This is a genomic window from Pseudomonas sp. HD6422 (genome assembly GCF_025377065.1).
GTDB lineage: Bacteria > Pseudomonadota > Gammaproteobacteria > Pseudomonadales > Pseudomonadaceae > Aquipseudomonas > Aquipseudomonas putida_U.
Genome location: NZ_JAHWIW010000011.1, coordinates 68,436 through 86,788, shown reverse-complemented (window position 1 = coordinate 86,788; position 18,353 = coordinate 68,436). Strand labels below are relative to the sequence as shown.

Genomic DNA, 18,353 nt, shown 5'->3' with positions numbered 1-18,353 from the left:
GGAGGGGCAGGGGGAAGCGCCGGCCTGGGTCAGTGGGGGCGTAGGGCCTGCAGCCGCTCCAGCCCCAGGTTCAGGGCATGTTCGAGCTCGCGCTTGTAGCGCAGGTAGAGCAGGGTCGACCCCTGTTCGTCATCGAGCAGTTCGGACAGGTCCAGGTCGGTGATGTAGCAGCGGTAGTGACCGGCGCTGCGCCGCCGACCGAGGATCTGCCGGGCAACCGCTTCGTATAGCTGGTCGCCATGGTCCAGCTCGGAAAACTCCTGCTGGTCGCAGTACAGCGTGACGTGCACCTCGCCCTGCGCTCCGGCCTGCAGGATTGCCTGCACTTCGTAGTAGGGCTGATCGACGCCAGCGTTGGGGACCACCCGTGGCTCGATGCTGCGCGCCTTGCCTGGCCCCGAGGGGAGCAACTGGGCGTAGTGGATTTCCAATGACGCCTGCGGACTGTCCAGCGCCAGCCTGGCGTCGTGGCGCATCACCACCGAGCGCAGGAAGCGCTGCAGCGGCAGCAGCAGGTGGTTCTCGTCGTGCAGCGGCAGGCGTTGTTGCCACAGGGCATTGTGCTCGTCCAGCACGTACAGGTCGGCCCAGCCATCGAGCAGGCGATAGAACACCTGGATGCACTCGGGCAGCCCCTGCTCCAGCAGCAGCGGCAGGTCGTGGTCCTGCAGCGCCTGAGGGTCCAGGTGCAGGGGGCTGTAGCAGGTGCGCGGTAGACCCAGATGATCGAGCAGGGCATCGTGGTCGCCCAGGGTGGTCAGCGTGACCTGGCCGGGCAGCAGTTCCAGCACATGGGTGTGCTGCGCGACCTGTACCAGGTATCGGTGGCCGGCCCCCTGGTCGAGCAACTGCCGGGCGGTGACGAACAGCTCCTCGACCCGCTGGCTGATGGCCTGTGCACGGTTATGGCAGAAGCAGCGAACCCGCAGCCGAGGTCGATGGCTGCGCTGGCCGAGGCTGTTGAGGTAGTCGCGCAGGCAACGCAACAACGCGTGCTCGCCGTCGAACCGCTGTACCAGGACCTCGTTCCAGCTGTTGAGGGTGACCTGGTCCACGGTCAGCACCAGGTTTTCCCGGACCCCGGCGTAGCTGAGCGAGTCGGTGCGCTCAGTGGTCATCAGGATGTTCAGGTCGCGGTGGTGGTGCAGAGGGTCGACCCCGACGTTGACCAGCAGCAGGATCTCGTCAGCCGCGCTCGGTTGCAGCAGGCGCGCCTCGCTGACCGGCTGCAAGGGCAGTGGGATACCTTGCTGCAGGCAGCCGAGCAGGCTGAACAACTCGAACTCGCTCAGATCGCTGGTGCCTGGGTGCAGGGCCAGTCGGGTGCTGCTGTCGATCACGCCGTTGCGGTGGGCCCAGGTCAGCAATTCGAGCAGCTCACGGCAGCGCTTGATCGGGCTGAAGTGCTCCCATTCGTGCACGCCCAGATTGCCGTGGTACAGGCCCCAGTGATGGCTGCCCGGCTCCTTGCGATTGGGCGACTGGACCAGGGTCAGGGTGTCTTCAGCGAGGTCGGGGGCGATGCCGGGATTGATCACTTCTATCTTGCCGGCGCGCCGCTCGAATGCGGCATACAAGCGCCGGCCCAGCACGTTGAGGTCGCGCTGGTCGGCGCAACTGCTGGCGCCCTGGTGCTGGGCGAACTGACCGAGAAAACGGTAGCTGTGGTTGAGTTCGGCAACCAACTCGCGGCGCTCGGCTGCCACCTGGGCGACCTTCCACTGGCTGCGGCTGTCGAGCAGGGCCAGTTGCCGTTCGTCCCAGCCCCACTCATCGGCCAGGCGCTGCAGCAACTGGCGCTGCCAACCGCTGGCGCGGGCATTGCCCCACTCGCTGAGCTTCTTGTTGACCTTCAGGTACAGGCTGCGCCGCACCAGCTCCAGTCGTGCGGTCTCGCCGCGTTGCTGCAGGTAGCGCTCGATGCGTCGGTACACCATCACGTAGGGGTCCAGCTCGTCGAGGTCGAGCCGGTTGGCGAACACTGCCTGCTTGTAGTCCAGGCTCAGGCAGCGCACCCCAGGATGCTCGCTGGCGTAGACCTCGGTCAGCAACAACTTGAGCAGCGACTTGTAGGGCGAATCGATACCCTTGAACAATTGCCACAACCCCGCGCCCACATATTCGCCAGGCGGAATGTGCGCCAAGTGGCCCAGGTCCAGGTCGTCCTGGCTGCGGATGAAGCGCTTGGACAACAAGGTCTGGGTGTAAGCCTGGTAGTTGTGCTCCTGGTAGTCCGGCACCAGCCACCACAGCGGCGTGCGTCCGGCGAGCCAGATGGCGGTGCGGTAGAACTCGTCCAGCAGCAGGTAATGCTGGGTGGTGCCGCAGTCGTCGGAGCTGAGCTGGCTGTCGCGTTCGCCCTGGGCGAAGCCCTCGGTGTCGATCAGGAAGAAGTGCGCTTCGGCGCCCATGCTGTCGGCCCAGGCCTCGAGCAGTTGGCACTTGCGTCGTAGCTCGGCGAGCGGGCCTTCGCCCAGGCCTGGGCTGTGGCAGACCCACAGGTCCATGTCGCTTTGTTCGGCTTGGGCCAGCGAGCCCAGGCTGCCCATCAGAAATAGGCCATGGATCGGCCTTGGCGGGTTGCCCAGGCGGGTCTTGCAGGTAAACGAGCGGGCCAGTCGCTGGCCTTCAGCGATCAGCGCAGCGTCTGGCTCGAAGTTCGAAACCCCGGCTGGCGTGCTGCCCGAAACATAGCCGGGCAGCAGCGGGTGATTGACGTGGAACAGTAGCGGCAACAGGGTCAGTACCTGCTGCTGGCGTGTCGAAAGCCCTTCCATCGCCCGCTGCCGACGGCCTTGGTTGAGCTGCATGAAGCGCGCCCGCAGCTTGGTCAGCTCCTTGCGGTCGATGCCTTGGTCCAGGTCGGGGCGGATTTCATGGGGGTGGTTCATTACGCGCTCAGGTTGGCCACGGGGGAGCTGCGGCGAGTTTAGCCTGAGTGGGGCAGTCGGATAAGCACTATATGGCTTTTTGACGTCATTTTTTTAGCGCTGCGGACGGCCCTTTCGCGGGGCAAGCCCGCTCCCACAGGACATGCATTGTCATCAGAACCTGTGGGAGCGGGCTTGTCCCGCGAAACGGACAGTGCAAACTCACGCCGGCTGCGGTTCGCGCAGAATGCTCAGCAACAGCTGCACGCTTTCCACCGCATCATGGCCGAGGCTGGTCAGATAACCCCCGTCGGGCTGGTCGGTAAGCTGTTTGTCGTACAGGCGTTGTGCGGCGGCAACGAGGGCGGGCGAGGCGTTTTTGTGGATCTTGATGCCTTCCTGGCTGCTGTCCAGGTTGAACAGGGCAAGCACTTCAAGTTCGGCGATCAACTCGGGGGTGAAGGACATGGCGACTCCTGACGTCTGGACAAGGATGGCGGCACCGCCAAGGGTGCCTGATCCTGGAGTGTAGTCAGGCTTATTCGTTGTCGCCTTGATCTGCCTCAGGCGGCAGCTCGGGCAGGGCGCGCAGGGCGGCCTCGTACCACGCGCCGTCGAATGGGCGGTCCTCGTCGAGCATGTTGTCGATCTCGATGGCCAGCACGTGGGCCATCAGGTTGAGGATGTCCTCGCGTTCGTAGCCGACCAGCGTCAGCTTGTTGAAAACGGCTTTGGCCGCAGCGGGCTCGCCGCTCTCGATCTGGTTCTCGATGGCCTGGGTCAGCGTCGCCTCGGCGAAGGCTTCGTCGTCGTCGTTGTCGATGTCGGTGGGCTCGCTCATGGCGGTGCTCCTGAAAGGGGGCTCACAGTGTGCCACGCTGGCAATGGCGGGTCATCGACCGGGTGCATGAAGCTGGTCAGGGGCCTGGGATCGGTCTATAAAAGGGCGGCCATTCCTACACGGCCTGGAGGCTGTAACCCCATGCTCAAGCTTCACGGTTTTTCGGTCAGTAACTACTACAACATGGTCAAGCTGGCGCTGCTGGAAAAGGGCCTGCCGTTCGAGGAAGTGACTTTCTATGGCGGCCAGACGCCGAACGCACTGGAAGTCAGCCCGCGGGGCAAGGTGCCGGTGCTGGAGACCGAGCAGGGCTTTCTCAGCGAGACCAGCGTGATCCTCGACTACATCGAGCAGACCCAGGGCGGCAAGGCGTTGCTGCCGCCTGATGCCTTCGGCCAGGCCAAGGTCCGCGAGCTACTCAAGGAAATCGAGCTGTACATCGAACTGCCGGCGCGCACCTGCTACGCCGAGTCGTTCTTTGGCGCTGCGGTGGAGCCGCTGATCAAGGAACGTGCCCGCGCCGAATTGCTGGCCGGTTTCGCCACGCTCAAGCGCAACGGCCGATTCGCGCCGTATGTGGCCGGCGAGGAATTGACCCTGGCTGACCTGATGTTCTGCTTCTCGGTCGACCTGGCCTGTGCGGTAGGCAAGAAGGTGCTGAACATCGACTTCCTGGCGGACTTCCCCCAGGCCAAGGCCTTGCTCGACCTGATGGCGGAAAACCCGCACATGGCGCGCATCCGGGCAGACAGGGAGGCCGCGATGCCGGTGTTCATGGAGCTGATTCGCAGCGGCAAGCGCTGACACTGTGGGAGCGGGCTTGCCCGCGAACACCGGCGAAGCCGGTGCCATGCACCGAGGTGTCTGCTTCGCGGGCAAGCCCGCTCCTACAGGGGATCTTTGCGGGGTCGGGAACCTATAGGGTTCTGGAATCGTGGGGCTTTTCTGATCTTGAGACCAAATGCTTCAGCTCAGATTAGCAATCGAATTATCCTACGGCCCATGTCGAATGCTGCTGGCTATCTAGGCCAGTGCCTCGGGACTACTGTCGTCGGGTCGCCTTGAAGGGCGATCGGGCGTGAGACACCCGGTTAACATTCGGTAAGCGTCGCCTCATGGCGGTCGTGTGCGGACAGGCTTCGGCCTGGCCGGGGTTACCGTATGTCCCGGGTCTCACACCGTGCACGACTGCCACCCTAATCCGTGAGACGAAACGGATGGCAGCTCCCAGCCTTCATACGGAGTTTCGCCATGAAAAAGATAGTCCCCGATCCACCCGACCTTCTCCTGACCGACGCCCCCACGGTCACCCTCGCATTCCCCGACTCCATCACCGATGGCCCAGTTTTGCAAGACGCCCTGCTTCTGACCATCACCCAGACCGGCGAGGTGCTTCGCGAAACCGGGCCAGGCTTACGTCATGACGCCCTCTGCATGGCCATCCGCGTGATGTGCGCGGTGCTCGATGCCGTGACCGACCACTGCACCGCGATGCGCAGGAAGGAGCTGGCACCATGAGAGAGCCCAACCACGGCGTCACCGCCGGCAAGGAAACCTTCGACCTGTTCCGCCTGCAATCAGGCGTCCCCTTCGATCACGCCTTCTCGCAGCTATCGACGTTGCTCGGCTGCATCCGCCACCTGACCACCGAAGCGGAAATGGAAAACGACCGCATGGCCGGCAGCGCGGCGCGGATCCTCAGCGAGATGGCCAAGGCGCTGATCGATGACATGGAGCGGGGGATGGGTGTTGAAATCGAGTGCCGCCTGCGACCGTGAGGCGTGCGCTCGATATATGCGGCACCACAATCCTCCAGCGCACACTTCCCGCCGCACTGCATTCCCCCGGTCACCTCCTGCAAATTCATTTCAAAATTTTTCATGAAACCATCCCGCCCCCCTTGAGGGAAAGCAAGTGGAAGTGAACAATGTTCTCTTTCGCATTCCCTCCGAGACCGGCCATGAACTCCCATCCCCGTCCGTTCGCCTGGTTGCCGGCATTGTTGCTGGCCCAGGTACTGGCGCTGTGCAGCACCTTCGCCCAGGCCGAAGCACCCGCTGAGGCCGCCAAGGCCCTGCATCTGCTCGACTACATCGGCGCTGACTACCCACCGACCGTCCAGGGCGGCAAGGTCATCGACGAGGGTGAATACCGCGAGCAACTGGAGTTCAGCGCGGTCTTGGCCGACCTGGTCAAGCACCTGCCGGCGCACGCCGAGCAGGGCGCTCTGAGCCGGGGCGTCGAAGCCCTGCGTCAAGCCATCGATCAGCGCCAGGACGGTGCCAGCGTGGCCAAGCAGGCGCGCCAGCTGGGCGCTCGCCTGGCCGTGGCCTACGAGGTCAGCCAGGCTCCGGTGATTACCCCCGACCCTGCGCGCGGCGCCTCGCTGTATGCCCAGAACTGCGCCATCTGCCACGGCGACAGCGGTGCTGGCGATGGCCCGGCAGGTGTCGGCCTGGAGCCTGCGCCTGCCAACCTGCGCAACACCGAGCGCCTCGATCAGTTGAGTCTGTTCGACCTCTACAACACCTTGGGCCTGGGCATCGATGGCACCGAGATGCCGTCGTTCGCCGACCAGCTCGACGAACGCCAGCGCTGGGACGTGGCTGCCTATGTGGCGAGTTTCACCGCTAAGCCTGAAGCGGCCAAGGGCGAAAAGACCTGGAACATCGCCGACCTGGCCCGGCAGACGCCGGCCGAGGTGAGCGCCAGCGAGGGCGAGGCAGCGGTCGAGGCCTTCCGGGCCCAGCGTGCCCAACCGCCGCAGGTCAAGCGTGGCCCTGCGCAGTTGCTCGAATACACCGCAACTACCCTCGACAAGAGCCTGGCGGCCTACCGCCAGGGCGACCACGATCAGGCCTATGACCTGTCGGTTGCGGCCTATCTGGAAGGCTTCGAGCTGGTAGAAAGTTCGCTGGACAACATCGACACCGTGACCCGCAAGGACACCGAGAAAGCCCTCATGGCCTACCGCCAAGCGCTGCAGGATGGCCTGCCGACAGCGCAGGCCGAACAGCGTCTGGCCGATGCCAAGGCCAAGCTGGACCAGGCCGCCAAGCTGCTGGGCAGCGACGGCCTGAGCTGGTCGCTGAGCTATATCTCCGGGCTGTTGATCCTGCTCCGCGAAGGCCTCGAGGCGATCCTGGTGCTGGCAGCGATCCTCGCCTTCCTGCGCAACACTGGCCAGCAGTCGGCAGTGCGCAGCGTCAACATCGGTTGGGGCCTGGCCCTGGTCGCCGGTTTCGCCACCTGGGCGCTGGCGGCCTATGTGGTCGATGTCGGCGGTGCCCAGCGTGAACTGCTAGAGGGCTGCACCGCACTGTTCGCTGCGGTGATGGTGCTGTGGCTGGGGGTGTGGATGCACGATCGCCGCCATGCTGCGGCTTGGCAGGACTACATCAAGAGCAGCCTGGTCAGCGGCGGCGGGCGCTTTGGCTTTGCCGTGCTGGCGTTCTTCTCGGTGTACCGCGAGCTGTTCGAGGTAATCCTGTTCTACGAGACCCTGTGGCTGCAGGCCGGCCCAGCCGGGCACCAGGCTGTGCTGGCCGGCGGCGCCACCGCACTGGTGCTGCTGGTGGGCCTGGCCTGGGTGATCCTGCGCGGCTCGGCGAAACTGCCGTTGGCGTTGTTCTTCAGTATCAACGCGGGCTTACTGTGTGCCCTGTCGGTGGTGTTCGCCGGACATGGCGTCAAGGCGCTGCAGGAGGCTGGAGTGCTGGGTACGCGGCCGCTGGCGTTCTTCGAGTTCGACTGGCTGGGGATTCATGCCGATGCCTACTCGCTCGGCGCGCAAGCGGTGGCATTGTTGGCGATTGTGGTGTTGTATGGGCGCAGTCGCCTGGCCGAAAGACGCCGGGCCGCGATTTAAAGATTGAGGCTACCGGCCTCTTCGCGGGTAAACCCGCTCCTACAGAGACACCGCTAGATCCCAAACCAGCGTAAATCCTGTGGGAGCGGGCTTGCCCGCGAAAGGGCCGGTGCAGAAAAAAGAGAGAATTGCGACATGCGCATCTGGATCGACGCCGACGCCTGCCCCAAGGCCGCCAAGGATCTGATCGTCAAGTTCGCCCTCAAGCGCAAGCTGGAGGTGGTGATGGTCGCCGGTCAGGCCGTGGCCAAGCCGGCGTTCGCCATCGTACGCCTGATCGTGGTGCCTAGCGGCATGGACGCGGCTGACGATTACCTGGTCGAGCACGCCGAACCGGGCGAATTGGTGATCTGCAGCGATGTGCCATTGGCCGACCGTCTGATCAAAAAAGGTGTGGCTGCCCTCGACCCGCGTGGCAGAGAGTTCGATGAACGCAACATGGGCGAGCGGCTGGCGGTGCGCAACCTGTTCACCGAATTGCGCGAACAGGGTCAGGTCGGGGGAGGGCAGGCGCCTTATGGCGAACGCGAGAAGCAGGCATTCGCCAATGCGCTGGACCGGATCCTGACGCGCTTGTCGAAAGGATGACGGGCCTGGGTTACAGGCCCTGAAGCTTACTGTTCGCCTTCGTGGGTCAGTTCGAGCACACGGTCCACCAGCTTGTAGATACCGCTGGCTGCTTCGCTGATCGACTTGGCTTCCATGTAGGCCGGGGTGGTCACCAGCTTGCGCTGGGTATCCTCGACGATGTCGTGCACGTCGCAGTCTTCATGCTTGCCACCCATTTCGGTCACTGCCGCTGCGGTCGCGGCGTCGGTGCCGATGGTGCAGACCACTTCCGGGCCATAGATCTTGGCCGCCAATGCGGGCGAAATGCAGATCAGGCCGACCGGTTTGCAGGCCTCCGCGAAGGCTTCGGCCAAGGCCAGGACATCGGCTTGCACACTGCACTTGGCGCCTTCGGTGGCAAAGTTGGACAGGTTCTTGGCCGCGCCGAAGCCACCGGGAACGATCAGGGCGTCGAAATCCTCGACCTTGGCTTCCCGGATATCCTTGACCTCGCCGCGGGCGATGCGGGCCGACTCGACCAGCACGTTGCGCGACTCGGGCATTTCCTGGCCGGTCAGGTGGTCGATCACATGCATCTGGGCGATGTTCGGTGCAAAGCATTGCACCTGCGCACCGCGCTGATCGAGGCGCAGGAGGGTGATCACGCTTTCATGAATTTCCGCGCCGTCGTAAACGCCGCAGCCCGAAAGAATCACCGCTACTTTTTTGCTCATGCTCGTTACTCCTGTGTCGAGGCGCTAAAGCTTGGAACACAGCCAGGGCGGGGTGTTCACTTATCGGCCGTCTGGTCTGCCGCGGAAGCGGCCTTTCGTTCGGCGCGCAGGGCACGGAAGCGGCGGCGCAACCAGAGCAGGCCGCCCAGCACCAACAGGCCCCCTAGTACCCATAGCTCATAGCGCTTCACGTTGCCCAACAAGCCTTCGAGGATGGCGCCGAAATGGTAGGCCGCAGCACCCAGGGCAATCGCCCAGATAGCCGCGCCGATGCCGTTGAGCAGCAGATAGCGGCGCGGCGGGTAGCCGGACAGGCCGATCGCGACCGGCATCACGGTGCGCAGACCATAGACGAAACGGAAGCTCAGCACCCAGATGTCGGGGTGGCGTCGAATGTGCCCCAGGGCCTTGTCGCCCATGGCCTGCCAGCGCGGTTTGCGGGCGAGGATACGGCGTCCGTGACGACGACCCATGAAATACCACAACTGATCACCCGCGTAGCTACCGAAAAAGGCCACCAAACACACCAGGTTGATGTCCATATAGCCGCGAAACGCGAGGAAGCCTGCAAGCACCAGGATGGTCTCGCCTTCAAAAAAGGTGCCTAGAAAAAGGGCGAAGTAGCCGAAATCCTGCAGGAATTGTTGGAGCATTTTCTGAGATGCTGGCGAAATGAACGCGCAGCCTACCCCTTCGCGCGCATTCGTGAAAGTGTCCAAATGTGTCTCAGCATGAACAACGGCAGTCATGACAATAGCAACGGCTGTCAGGCGCAGGCTTGCCACGGGGTGTAACACAGTCGTCATAATGGCCGCTTATCGTGCCGCTCAATTGTACAGAGAGCGTATCCGCCCTCCAGGAACGTCAGATGAATAATGAAGTGCTAACCCCTGTCGCGATCAAGGAAGCCCAGGCCATCCCCGAAGAAATGGTGCAGACTCCGCCGGATCTGCCGCCAGAGCCCGAGCCGGTAGCCGAGACACCTGCTCCCGCTCCGGCGCCGGCCATCGCCGTGCCGAGCCTGGACGACAGCAGCCTGTACATTCATCGCGAGCTTTCGCAGCTGCAGTTCAACATCCGCGTGCTGGAACAGGCGTTGGACGAATCCTATCCGCTGCTGGAGCGTTTGAAGTTCCTGCTGATCTTCTCCAGCAACCTCGACGAGTTCTTCGAGATCCGCGTCGCGGGGCTGAAGAAACAGATCAACTTCGCCCGCGAACAGGCCGGTGCCGACGGCCTGCAGCCGCATCAGGCGCTTGCACGCATCAGCGAGCTGGTGCACATCGAGGTGGAGCGTCAGTACGCCATCCTCAACGACGTGCTGCTGCCGGAGCTGGAAAAGCACGCCATCCGCTTCATCCGTCGGCGCTACTGGACGCCCAAGCTCAAGACCTGGGTACGCCGCTACTTCCGTGACGAGATCGCCCCGATCATCACCCCGATCGGTCTCGACCCGACCCACCCGTTCCCCTTGCTGGTGAACAAGAGCCTCAACTTCATCGTCGAGCTCGAGGGTGTCGATGCCTTCGGCCGCGACTCGGGTCTGGCGATCATTCCGGCGCCGCGTCTTTTGCCAAGGGTGATTCGCGTGCCGGAGGAGGTGGGGGGTGCCGGTGACAACTACGTCTTCCTGTCTTCGATGATCCATGCCCATGCCGACGATCTGTTCCAAGGCATGAAGGTCAAGGGTTGCTACCAGTTCCGGCTGACCCGCAACGCCGACCTGGCGCTGGACTCCGAGGAGGTCGACGACCTTGCCCGCGCTCTGCGTGGCGAGCTGTTCTCGCGTCGCTACGGCGATGCCGTACGTCTGGAAGTCGCCGATACCTGTCCCAAGCACCTTTCGGATTACCTGCTCAAGCAGTTCAGCCTGAGCGAGAGCGAGCTCTACCAGGTCAATGGCCCGGTCAACCTGACCCGTCTGTTCAGCATCACCGGCTTGGACAGTCATCCGGAGCTGCAGTACACGCCATTCACCCCGGCGATTCCCAAGCTGCTGCAGAATGCCGATAACATCTTCAGTGTGGTCAGCAAGCAGGATGTGCTGCTGATGCACCCGTTCGAATCCTTCACCCCGGTCGTCGACCTGTTGCGTCAGGCCGCCAAGGATCCGCACGTGCTCGCCGTGCGTCAGACGCTGTACCGCTCCGGGGCCAACTCGGAGATCGTCGACGCCTTGGTGGACGCTGCGCGTAACGGCAAGGAGGTCACCGCGGTGATCGAACTGCGTGCGCGTTTCGACGAAGAGTCCAACTTGCAGATGGCCAGCCGCTTGCAGGCAGCCGGTGCGGTTGTGATCTATGGCGTGGTCGGCTTCAAGACCCACGCCAAGATGATGCTGATCCTGCGCCGCGAGCAGGGCGAGATAGTCCGTTACGCACACCTGGGTACCGGCAACTACCACGCCGGCAACGCACGTCTGTACACCGACTACAGCCTGCTGACCTCCGACGATGCCCTCACCGAGGATGTCGGCAAGCTGTTCAGCCAGTTGATCGGCATGGGCAAGACGCTGCGCATGAAGAAGTTGCTGCATGCGCCATTCACTCTGAAGAAAGGCATGCTCGACATGATTGCCCGCGAGACCCAGTTCGCCCTGGAGGGCAAGCCGGCGCACATCATTGCCAAGTTCAACTCGCTGACCGATGCCAAGGTGATCAAGGCGCTGTACAAGGCCAGCCAATCGGGCGTGAAGATCGATCTGGTGGTGCGTGGCATGTGCTGCCTGCGTCCAGGCATCCCGGGGGTCTCGCACAACATCCAGGTGCGCTCGATCATCGGCCGCTTCCTGGAGCACACCCGGGTGTTCTACTTCCTCAATGGTGGTGAAGAACAGATCTACCTGTCCAGCGCTGACTGGATGGAGCGCAACCTCGACAAGCGCGTCGAGACCTGCTTCCCGGTAGAAGGCAAGAAGCTGCTGCTGCGGGTGAAGAAAGAGCTCGAAAGCTACCTGACCGACAATACCCACGCCTGGACCCTGCAGCCGGACGGGCGCTACGTGCGCAGCACGCCGACCGGCAACCAGAACCCTCGCAGTGCCCAGGCGACCCTGCTGGAGCGCCTGAGCAACCCGGTCCTCAACGTACGCTGAGGACGAAGCCGACCCGGGTCAGCCACTCCGCCTCGTTGGCGAAGTCGGCCTGGGTCAGCTGGTTCTGCTCCAACCACCCGTCAGGAAACACGACGTGCAGGCTGTCTTCGCCGGCCTGCAGTTCCACCTTGGGCATCTGCTGAGTGCCGCGGATGTGATGGAACAGGATGGCGAAGCGCAGCAATACGCACAGACGGATCAGCTGGCGACCCTCTGCACCGAACTCGGCAAAGCGGTCCTTGGGAATATTGCGGCGATGGCCGCGCACCAGTAGGGCCAGCATCTGCTGGTCTTCGCGGGAGAAGCCGGACAGATCGGAGTGTTCGACCAGGTAGGCGCCATGCTTGTGGTAGTGGTAATGCGCGATATCCAGGCCGATTTCATGAATTTTCGCTGCCCATCCTAGAAGGTCGCGCCAGTTGCCTTCGTTCAGTCCCCACGCATCGGCCACTTGGTCGAAGGCGTGCAGGGCCTTGCGTTCGACCCGTGCCGCCTGGCCCTGATCGACGTGGTAGCGCTCCATCAACGAGTTCAGGGTGCGCTCACGTACGTCCTCATGGTGGTGGCGACCGAGCAGGTCGAACAGCACGCCTTCGCGCAGGGCGCCGTCGCAGTGGTCCATGCGCTGCAGCTCGAGGGCATCGAAAATCGCTTCGAGGATCGCCAGACCGGCTGGGAAGATGGTGCGGCGGTCGGCTTTGACGCCTTCGAAATCGATCTTGTCGACTTCACCCAGCTTGAACAGCTTGCGCTTGATCGTGGCCAGACCTTCGGCGTTGACCTCGCCATTGCCCAGGCCACAGGCCTTGATGGCGGCACCGATGGCGCGGATGGTGCCCGACGAGCCGATGGCTTCGTCCCAGGTCAGGCGGTGCAGGGCATGCTCGATGCTCATCAGTTCCAGACGTGCGGCGGTATAGGCCTGGGCGTAGCGCGCCGGGGTGATCTTGCCGTCGCGGAAATACCGCTGGGTGAAGCTCACGCAGCCCATCTGCAGGCTTTCGCGCAGCAGCGGCTCGAAGCGTTGGCCGATGATGAACTCGGTGCTGCCGCCGCCGATGTCGGCGACCAGGCGCTTGCCGGGGTTGTCGGCCAGGGTGTGCGAGACGCCGAGGTAGATCAGACGTGCTTCTTCACGGCCGGAGATGACCTCGACCGGGTGACCGAGGATGGCTTCGGCACGCTGGATGAATTCGTTACGGTTGCGCGCTTCACGCAAGGCGTTGGTGCCGACGATGCGCACGGCGCCTGCGGGCATGCCGTTGATCAGCTGGGCAAAGCGCTTGAGGCACTCCAGGCCCCGTTCCATGGCCTCTTCGCTGAGCATGCGGGCTTCGTCGATGCCGGCTGCCAGCTGCACCTTTTCCCCCAGTCGTTCGAGAATGCGGATCTCGGTATGATGGGCTTTGGCGACGACCATGTGGAAGCTGTTGGAGCCAAGGTCGATGGCAGCGATCAGAGACAGGTTCTTCGCGGTGGTTTGCGGCATGATCTGAGTGTTCTCGGTCGTTAACCCGGCAATCGTGCCACGATCCATGGCTGCCGCCAACGCGTGGCACTCCGGGGCTTGATGCAGGGCAATGTGCCATTCGATGCTATGACACTCGTGTGACACTTTCGATTCGCGGCGTCTTGCACAACTATAGTTACACTCAATCGTTCGTGACTTCCTGTAGGACGTAGGTGCGGCTATCATGGGCCACGTTTTTTTGCTTACGACCCTGGAGATATCCATGAGCAGCGATCTGATCAAACACGTCACCGACGCCACCTTCGACGCCGAAGTTCTTCAGGCTCAAGGCCCGGTGCTGGTCGACTACTGGGCTGAATGGTGCGGTCCATGCAAGATGATCGCTCCGGTTCTGGACGACATCGCTTCCACCTACGAAGGCAAACTGACCGTCGCCAAGCTGAACATCGACGAGAACCAGGAAACTCCGGCCAAGCACGGCGTGCGTGGTATCCCGACCCTCATGCTGTTCAAGAATGGCAACGTCGAAGCCACCAAGGTCGGCGCCCTGTCCAAATCGCAGTTGGCCGCCTTCCTCGACGCCAACCTGTGATGTGAAAAAGCCCCGCAAATGCGGGGCTTTTCTTTTTCAGAGCACTAGACGCAGAAAAAAGCAAGTGTTACATTCGGCCTCGCACTGCTTCTCCAGTGCCCTCTACACGCCGTCGCCGAAGCATCCCCAATTCGAATCAGTACGCGATCCTGTCGCCATCTAGCGGCGCGGCCTCATTAAGCCAGATGCTTAATTCTCCCTTCTTACATGATTACGTCACTCCCCTTATGAACCTGACTGAACTCAAGCAAAAGCCGATTACCGATCTGCTGGAAATGGCCGAACAGATGGGCATCGAAAACATGGCCCGTTCGCGCAAGCAGGACGTGATTTTCGCCCTGTTGAAGAAGCACGCGAAAAGCGGCGAAGAGATCTCGGGTGACGGCGTGCTGGAGATTCTCCAGGATGGATTCGGTTTCCTGCGTTCGGCTGATGCGTCCTACCTGGCCGGCCCCGACGACATCTACGTCTCGCCCAGCCAGATCCGCCGTTTCAACCTGCGTACCGGCGACACCATCGTCGGCAAGATTCGCCCGCCGAAGGAAGGGGAGCGTTACTTTGCCCTGCTGAAGGTCGATACCATCAACTTCGACCGTCCGGAAAACGCCAAGAACAAGATTCTGTTCGAGAACCTGACGCCGCTGTTCCCCAACGAGCGCCTGAAGATGGAAGCCGGTAACGGCTCCACCGAAGACCTCACCGGTCGCGTCATCGACCTGTGCGCTCCGATCGGCAAGGGCCAGCGTGGCCTGATCGTCGCTCCGCCGAAAGCGGGCAAGACCATCATGCTGCAGAACATCGCGGCCAACATCACCCGCAACAATCCCGAGTGCCACCTGATCGTCCTGTTGATCGACGAGCGCCCGGAAGAAGTGACCGAGATGCAGCGCACCGTGCGCGGCGAAGTGGTCGCCTCGACCTTCGACGAGCCGCCGACCCGTCACGTACAGGTCGCCGAGATGGTCATCGAAAAGGCCAAACGCCTGGTCGAGCACAAGAAGGACGTCGTCATCCTGCTCGACTCCATCACTCGTCTGGCCCGTGCCTACAACACCGTGATCCCGAGCTCCGGCAAGGTGCTGACCGGTGGTGTCGACGCCCATGCCCTGGAGAAGCCGAAGCGTTTCTTCGGTGCTGCGCGTAACATCGAGGAAGGCGGTTCGCTGACCATCATCGCTACCGCGCTGGTCGAAACCGGCTCGAAGATGGATGAAGTGATCTACGAAGAGTTCAAGGGCACCGGCAACATGGAGCTGCCCCTGGACCGTCGCATCGCCGAGAAACGTGTGTTCCCGGCCATCAACATCAACCGTTCCGGTACTCGCCGCGAAGAGCTGCTGACCGCCGATGACGAACTGCAGCGCATGTGGATCCTGCGCAAGTTGCTGCACCCGATGGATGAAGTCGCGGCCATCGAGTTCCTGGTCGACAAGCTCAAGCAGACCAAGACCAACGACGAGTTCTTCCTGTCGATGAAGCGTAAGTAAGCTTTCGGACAGGTCGTAATTGGGGCCGCTTCGCGTCCCTTCGCGGGCAAGCCCGCTCCCACAGGGATCACGCTGAACCTGTGGGAGCGGGCTTGCCCGCGAAGGGGTGCGAAGCGGCCCCAACGCATTTTTGCCCCCAACGACGCCCTGAACGGCGCTACACTCTGCATCCCGACCGATACGGCCAACACGAGGCTTTTGCATGCAGTATCGCGATTTGCGCGACTTCATCCGTGGCCTGGAGCAGCGCGGCGAACTCAAGCGCATCCAGGTTCCGATCTCCCCCATTCTGGAAATGACCGAGGTCTGCGACCGCACTCTGCGCGCCAAGGGCCCTGCGCTGCTGTTCGAAAAGCCCACGGGCTTCGACATCCCGGTGCTGGGCAACCTCTTCGGCACCCCGGAGCGGGTGGCCATGGGCATGGGCGCCGAGTCGGTCGATGAGCTGCGTGAAATCGGCAAGCTGCTGGCCTTCCTCAAGGAGCCCGAGCCTCCGAAAGGTCTGAAGGATGCCTGGTCGAAGCTGCCGATCTTCAAGAAGGTCGTGTCGATGGCGCCCAAGGTGGTCAAGGACGCGGTGTGTCAAGAAGTCGTGGTCGAGGGTGAGGATGTCGACCTCAGCCAACTGCCGATCCAGCACTGCTGGCCGGGTGACGTCGCTCCGCTGATCACCTGGGGCCTGACCGTCACCCGTGGTCCGAACAAGGACCGCCAGAATCTGGGGATCTATCGCCAACAGGTGATTGGCCGCAACAAGGTCATCATGCGTTGGCTCAGCCACCGCGGCGGCGCGCTGGACTATCGCGAATGGTGCGAAAAGCATCCTGGCCAACCGTTCCCGGTCGCCGTGGCGCTCGGCGCCGATCCTGCGACCATCCTCGGAGCCGTGACCCCGGTGCCCGACACCCTGTCCGAATATGCCTTCGCCGGCCTGCTGCGCGGCAACCGCACCGAGCTGGTCAAGTGCCGTGGCAGCGACCTGCAGGTGCCGGCTACCGCCGAAATCATCCTCGAGGGCGTCATCCATCCGGGCGAGATGGCGCCGGAAGGGCCGTATGGCGACCACACCGGCTACTACAACGAGGTGGACAGTTTCTCGGTGTTCACCATCGAGCGCATCACCCACCGGCAAAAGCCGATCTACCACAGCACCTACACCGGCCGTCCGCCGGATGAGCCGGCGATTCTGGGCGTTGCGCTGAACGAGGTGTTCGTACCCATCCTGCAAAAGCAGTTCCCCGAGATCGTCGACTTCTACCTGCCGCCGGAAGGTTGCTCCTACCGCATGGCGGTAGTGACCATGAAGAAGCAGTATCCAGGCCACGCCAAGCGCGTAATGCTTGGGGTGTGGTCGTTCCTGCGACAGTTCATGTACACCAAGTTCGTTATCGTCACCGACGACGATATCAACGCCCGTGACTGGAACGACGTGATCTGGGCCATCACCACGCGCATGGACCCCAAGCGTGATACCGTGATGATCGACAACACGCCGATCGATTACCTGGATTTCGCGTCTCCAGTATCGGGCCTGGGGTCGAAGATGGGCCTGGATGCCACGCACAAGTGGCCGGGCGAGACTACACGCGAATGGGGTCGTGCCATCGTCAAGGACGAGGCCGTCACCCGCCGTATCGATGAGTTGTGGGATCAGTTGGGAATAGATTGATGCAGGTAACGTTGCAGCCGTCCGGGGCAGTGCTGGCGCTTCAACCCGGGGAACGGATCCTCGATGGCGCCCGGCGCCTGGGTTATGACTGTCCCAATAGCTGCCGCAATGGCAACTGCCATGTTTGCGCTGCCTTGCTGGTCGAGGGACGCGTGCGCCAGGATGGCGAGGTGCGGGACCATGGTGAACTGTTCACTTGCATCGCCGAACCGCTGGAGGACTGCGTGTTGCTCTGGGACGGTGTGCTGGCGCTCGGCGAACTGCCGGTGCGCAAGCTGACGTGCACGGTAAGCGAGTGCGTCGAGGTCGGTGGCGATGTCTGGCGCGTGCGCTTGTGCGCGCCGGCCGGCAAGCCCCTGCGGTATCACGCAGGGCAGTATCTGATGATCGAGCGCGAAGGCGGCAAGCCGGCGGCATTTTCGCTTGCGTCGGCGCCGCACAGCGGGCGTGACCTGGAACTGCACGTACTGGCCCGCGAACCCAGCGCACTGCAACTGATCGAGCAGTTGCGCCGGGATGGTCTGGCGCGTATCGAAATGCCTTTTGGCGATACCCATCTGGCCGAGCTGCCCGACGGCCCGCTGGTGCTGATCGCCGCAGGCACCGGCATGGGGCAGATGCACAGCCTGGTCGAGCACTGCCGTGCCCAGGGGTTCAAGCATCCGGTGCACCTCTACTGGGGCGTGCGGCGTCCGGAAGACTTCTACGCCATCGAGCATTGGGATCAATGGCAGCGTCTGCCGAATCTGTTCCTGCACCAGGTGGTCAGTGACCTGTGTGGCTGGGAAGGGCGTTGCGGTCTGCTGCACGAAGCGGTCTGCGAGGATGTGGCCGATCTCAATGCGGTGCACGTCTATGCCAGCGGCTCGCCGAACATGGTCTACGCCACGCTCGATGCGCTGGTCGAAGCGGGTATGGACGCGCACCGGATGCGCGCCGATGTATTCGCGTATGCGCCACGAGGCTAATTACGCAAGTTGTCGGAAGTGGTGTTAGGACGGTCATTGTTACCGTCTCGACTAATAACTTTATCCGTCCCTGGCATAATCACTTCCAATCGTCGGAAGGCATTGTCTGATTCTGCGCATATACTTGTGATAAGTGTGCCGCTTGGCTTACGGTAGGCACCCATAGCCGCCTGCTGATGGCGGCACAGACAGCCTGGCACGGTTGTCTCT

Annotated in this window: 16 protein-coding genes; 10 read left to right on the top strand and 6 right to left on the bottom strand. The window is 62.7% G+C overall.

From position 1 onward, the window contains the following. Positions 1-29: 29 nt before the first annotated feature. From KY379_RS10315 to KY379_RS10305, 3 genes are all read right to left on the bottom strand, one after another. On the bottom strand, positions 30-2,891 hold the full coding sequence (locus KY379_RS10315) for a class I adenylate cyclase (RefSeq protein WP_261239210.1): 2,862 nt from the start codon (positions 2,889-2,891) through the stop codon (positions 30-32). 201 nt (positions 2,892-3,092) lie between these two features. After that, positions 3,093-3,338 (bottom strand): TIGR02647 family protein, encoded by a 246-nt coding sequence (locus KY379_RS10310; protein ID WP_133325333.1) that lies wholly within the window; start codon positions 3,336-3,338, stop codon positions 3,093-3,095. Between the two features lie 70 nt (positions 3,339-3,408). Next, the gene (locus tag KY379_RS10305) at positions 3,409-3,711 is read right to left on the bottom strand and encodes a hypothetical protein (RefSeq protein ID WP_261239208.1); all 303 of its coding nucleotides are present in this window, start codon (positions 3,709-3,711) and stop codon (positions 3,409-3,411) included. A gap of 141 nt (positions 3,712-3,852) precedes the next feature. On the opposite strand from KY379_RS10305, the gene KY379_RS10300 reads away from it, so the two are divergent. From KY379_RS10300 to KY379_RS10280, 5 genes are all read left to right on the top strand, one after another. Further along, on the top strand, positions 3,853-4,515 hold the full coding sequence (locus KY379_RS10300; RefSeq protein WP_196171298.1) for a glutathione S-transferase: 663 nt from the start codon (positions 3,853-3,855) through the stop codon (positions 4,513-4,515). Between the two features lie 447 nt (positions 4,516-4,962). After that, positions 4,963-5,229: a hypothetical protein gene (locus tag KY379_RS10295; RefSeq protein WP_133325327.1), complete on the top strand. Its 267-nt coding sequence runs from the start codon at positions 4,963-4,965 to the stop codon at positions 5,227-5,229. After that, positions 5,226-5,489, top strand: coding sequence for a DUF3077 domain-containing protein (locus KY379_RS10290; RefSeq protein WP_133325324.1), 264 nt, complete (start codon positions 5,226-5,228; stop codon positions 5,487-5,489). The genes KY379_RS10295 and KY379_RS10290 overlap by 4 nt, the downstream gene beginning before the upstream one ends. Before the next feature lie 149 nt (positions 5,490-5,638). Beyond that, positions 5,639-7,579, top strand: coding sequence for an FTR1 family protein (locus KY379_RS10285; protein ID WP_196171299.1), 1,941 nt, complete (start codon positions 5,639-5,641; stop codon positions 7,577-7,579). Positions 7,580-7,714: 135 nt separating this feature from the next. Next, a complete protein-coding gene (locus tag KY379_RS10280; RefSeq protein WP_133325320.1) occupies positions 7,715-8,167 on the top strand; it encodes a YaiI/YqxD family protein in 453 nt (150 codons plus the stop codon). A 26-nt stretch (positions 8,168-8,193) separates the two neighbouring features. On the opposite strand, the gene elbB is transcribed toward KY379_RS10280, so the two are convergent. Together elbB and KY379_RS10270 are read right to left on the bottom strand one after the other, a co-directional pair. Beyond that, entirely contained in the window at positions 8,194-8,862 is a 669-nt protein-coding gene (gene elbB, locus KY379_RS10275; protein WP_133325318.1) for an isoprenoid biosynthesis glyoxalase ElbB, read from the bottom strand. Between the two features lie 56 nt (positions 8,863-8,918). Further along, positions 8,919-9,515 carry a DedA family protein gene (locus KY379_RS10270; protein WP_133325316.1) on the bottom strand — a complete coding sequence of 199 codons (597 nt, stop codon included), beginning with the start codon at positions 9,513-9,515 and terminating at the stop codon, positions 8,919-8,921. Between the two features lie 215 nt (positions 9,516-9,730). On the opposite strand from KY379_RS10270, the gene ppk1 reads away from it, so the two are divergent. Next, positions 9,731-11,956 carry a polyphosphate kinase 1 gene (gene ppk1 / locus KY379_RS10265; RefSeq protein ID WP_133325314.1) on the top strand — a complete coding sequence of 742 codons (2,226 nt, stop codon included), beginning with the start codon at positions 9,731-9,733 and terminating at the stop codon, positions 11,954-11,956. Here ppk1 and ppx read toward each other — a convergent pair. Then, positions 11,943-13,445: an exopolyphosphatase gene (gene ppx, locus KY379_RS10260; RefSeq protein WP_133325890.1), complete on the bottom strand. Its 1,503-nt coding sequence runs from the start codon at positions 13,443-13,445 to the stop codon at positions 11,943-11,945. The two genes, ppk1 and ppx, sit on opposite strands and share 14 nt — an antisense overlap. A gap of 244 nt (positions 13,446-13,689) precedes the next feature. Here ppx and trxA point away from each other — a divergent pair, with 244 nt between their 5' ends. The 4 genes from trxA (at position 13,690) to KY379_RS10240 (ending at position 18,143) form a co-directional block, all read left to right on the top strand. Beyond that, positions 13,690-14,019, top strand: coding sequence for a thioredoxin TrxA (trxA, locus tag KY379_RS10255; RefSeq protein ID WP_133325312.1), 330 nt, complete (start codon positions 13,690-13,692; stop codon positions 14,017-14,019). Between the two features lie 227 nt (positions 14,020-14,246). Then, positions 14,247-15,506, top strand: a complete 1,260-nt coding sequence (gene rho, locus KY379_RS10250; protein WP_023382978.1) for a transcription termination factor Rho — start codon at positions 14,247-14,249, stop codon at positions 15,504-15,506. A 202-nt stretch (positions 15,507-15,708) separates the two neighbouring features. Continuing rightward, positions 15,709-17,175 (top strand): 4-hydroxy-3-polyprenylbenzoate decarboxylase, encoded by a 1,467-nt coding sequence (gene ubiD, locus KY379_RS10245; RefSeq protein WP_261239202.1) that lies wholly within the window; start codon positions 15,709-15,711, stop codon positions 17,173-17,175. Further along, positions 17,175-18,143, top strand: a complete 969-nt coding sequence (locus tag KY379_RS10240) for a CDP-6-deoxy-delta-3,4-glucoseen reductase (protein ID WP_261239201.1) — start codon at positions 17,175-17,177, stop codon at positions 18,141-18,143. The genes ubiD and KY379_RS10240 overlap by 1 nt, the downstream gene beginning before the upstream one ends. Positions 18,144-18,353: the final 210 nt, after the last annotated feature.

Bases quoted from the DNA above. Each gene is read 5' to 3' on its own strand.
- KY379_RS10270 (WP_133325316.1), bottom strand. From the start codon at position 9,515: ATGCTCCAACAATTCCTGCAGGATTTCGGCTACTTCGCCCTTTTTCTA.
- KY379_RS10300 (WP_196171298.1), top strand. From the start codon at position 3,853: ATGCTCAAGCTTCACGGTTTTTCGGTCAGTAACTACTACAACATGGTC.
- KY379_RS10295 (WP_133325327.1), top strand. From the start codon at position 4,963: ATGAAAAAGATAGTCCCCGATCCACCCGACCTTCTCCTGACCGACGCC.
- KY379_RS10315 (WP_261239210.1), bottom strand. From the start codon at position 2,891: ATGAACCACCCCCATGAAATCCGCCCCGACCTGGACCAAGGCATCGAC.
- ppk1 (WP_133325314.1), top strand. From the start codon at position 9,731: ATGAATAATGAAGTGCTAACCCCTGTCGCGATCAAGGAAGCCCAGGCC.
- ubiD (WP_261239202.1), top strand. From the start codon at position 15,709: ATGCAGTATCGCGATTTGCGCGACTTCATCCGTGGCCTGGAGCAGCGC.
- ppx (WP_133325890.1), bottom strand. From the start codon at position 13,445: ATGCCGCAAACCACCGCGAAGAACCTGTCTCTGATCGCTGCCATCGAC.
- rho (WP_023382978.1), top strand. From the start codon at position 14,247: ATGAACCTGACTGAACTCAAGCAAAAGCCGATTACCGATCTGCTGGAA.
- KY379_RS10305 (WP_261239208.1), bottom strand. From the start codon at position 3,711: ATGAGCGAGCCCACCGACATCGACAACGACGACGACGAAGCCTTCGCC.
- elbB (WP_133325318.1), bottom strand. From the start codon at position 8,862: ATGAGCAAAAAAGTAGCGGTGATTCTTTCGGGCTGCGGCGTTTACGAC.
- KY379_RS10240 (WP_261239201.1), top strand. From the start codon at position 17,175: ATGCAGGTAACGTTGCAGCCGTCCGGGGCAGTGCTGGCGCTTCAACCC.
- trxA (WP_133325312.1), top strand. From the start codon at position 13,690: ATGAGCAGCGATCTGATCAAACACGTCACCGACGCCACCTTCGACGCC.
- KY379_RS10310 (WP_133325333.1), bottom strand. From the start codon at position 3,338: ATGTCCTTCACCCCCGAGTTGATCGCCGAACTTGAAGTGCTTGCCCTG.
- KY379_RS10290 (WP_133325324.1), top strand. From the start codon at position 5,226: ATGAGAGAGCCCAACCACGGCGTCACCGCCGGCAAGGAAACCTTCGAC.
- KY379_RS10285 (WP_196171299.1), top strand. From the start codon at position 5,639: ATGTTCTCTTTCGCATTCCCTCCGAGACCGGCCATGAACTCCCATCCC.
- KY379_RS10280 (WP_133325320.1), top strand. From the start codon at position 7,715: ATGCGCATCTGGATCGACGCCGACGCCTGCCCCAAGGCCGCCAAGGAT.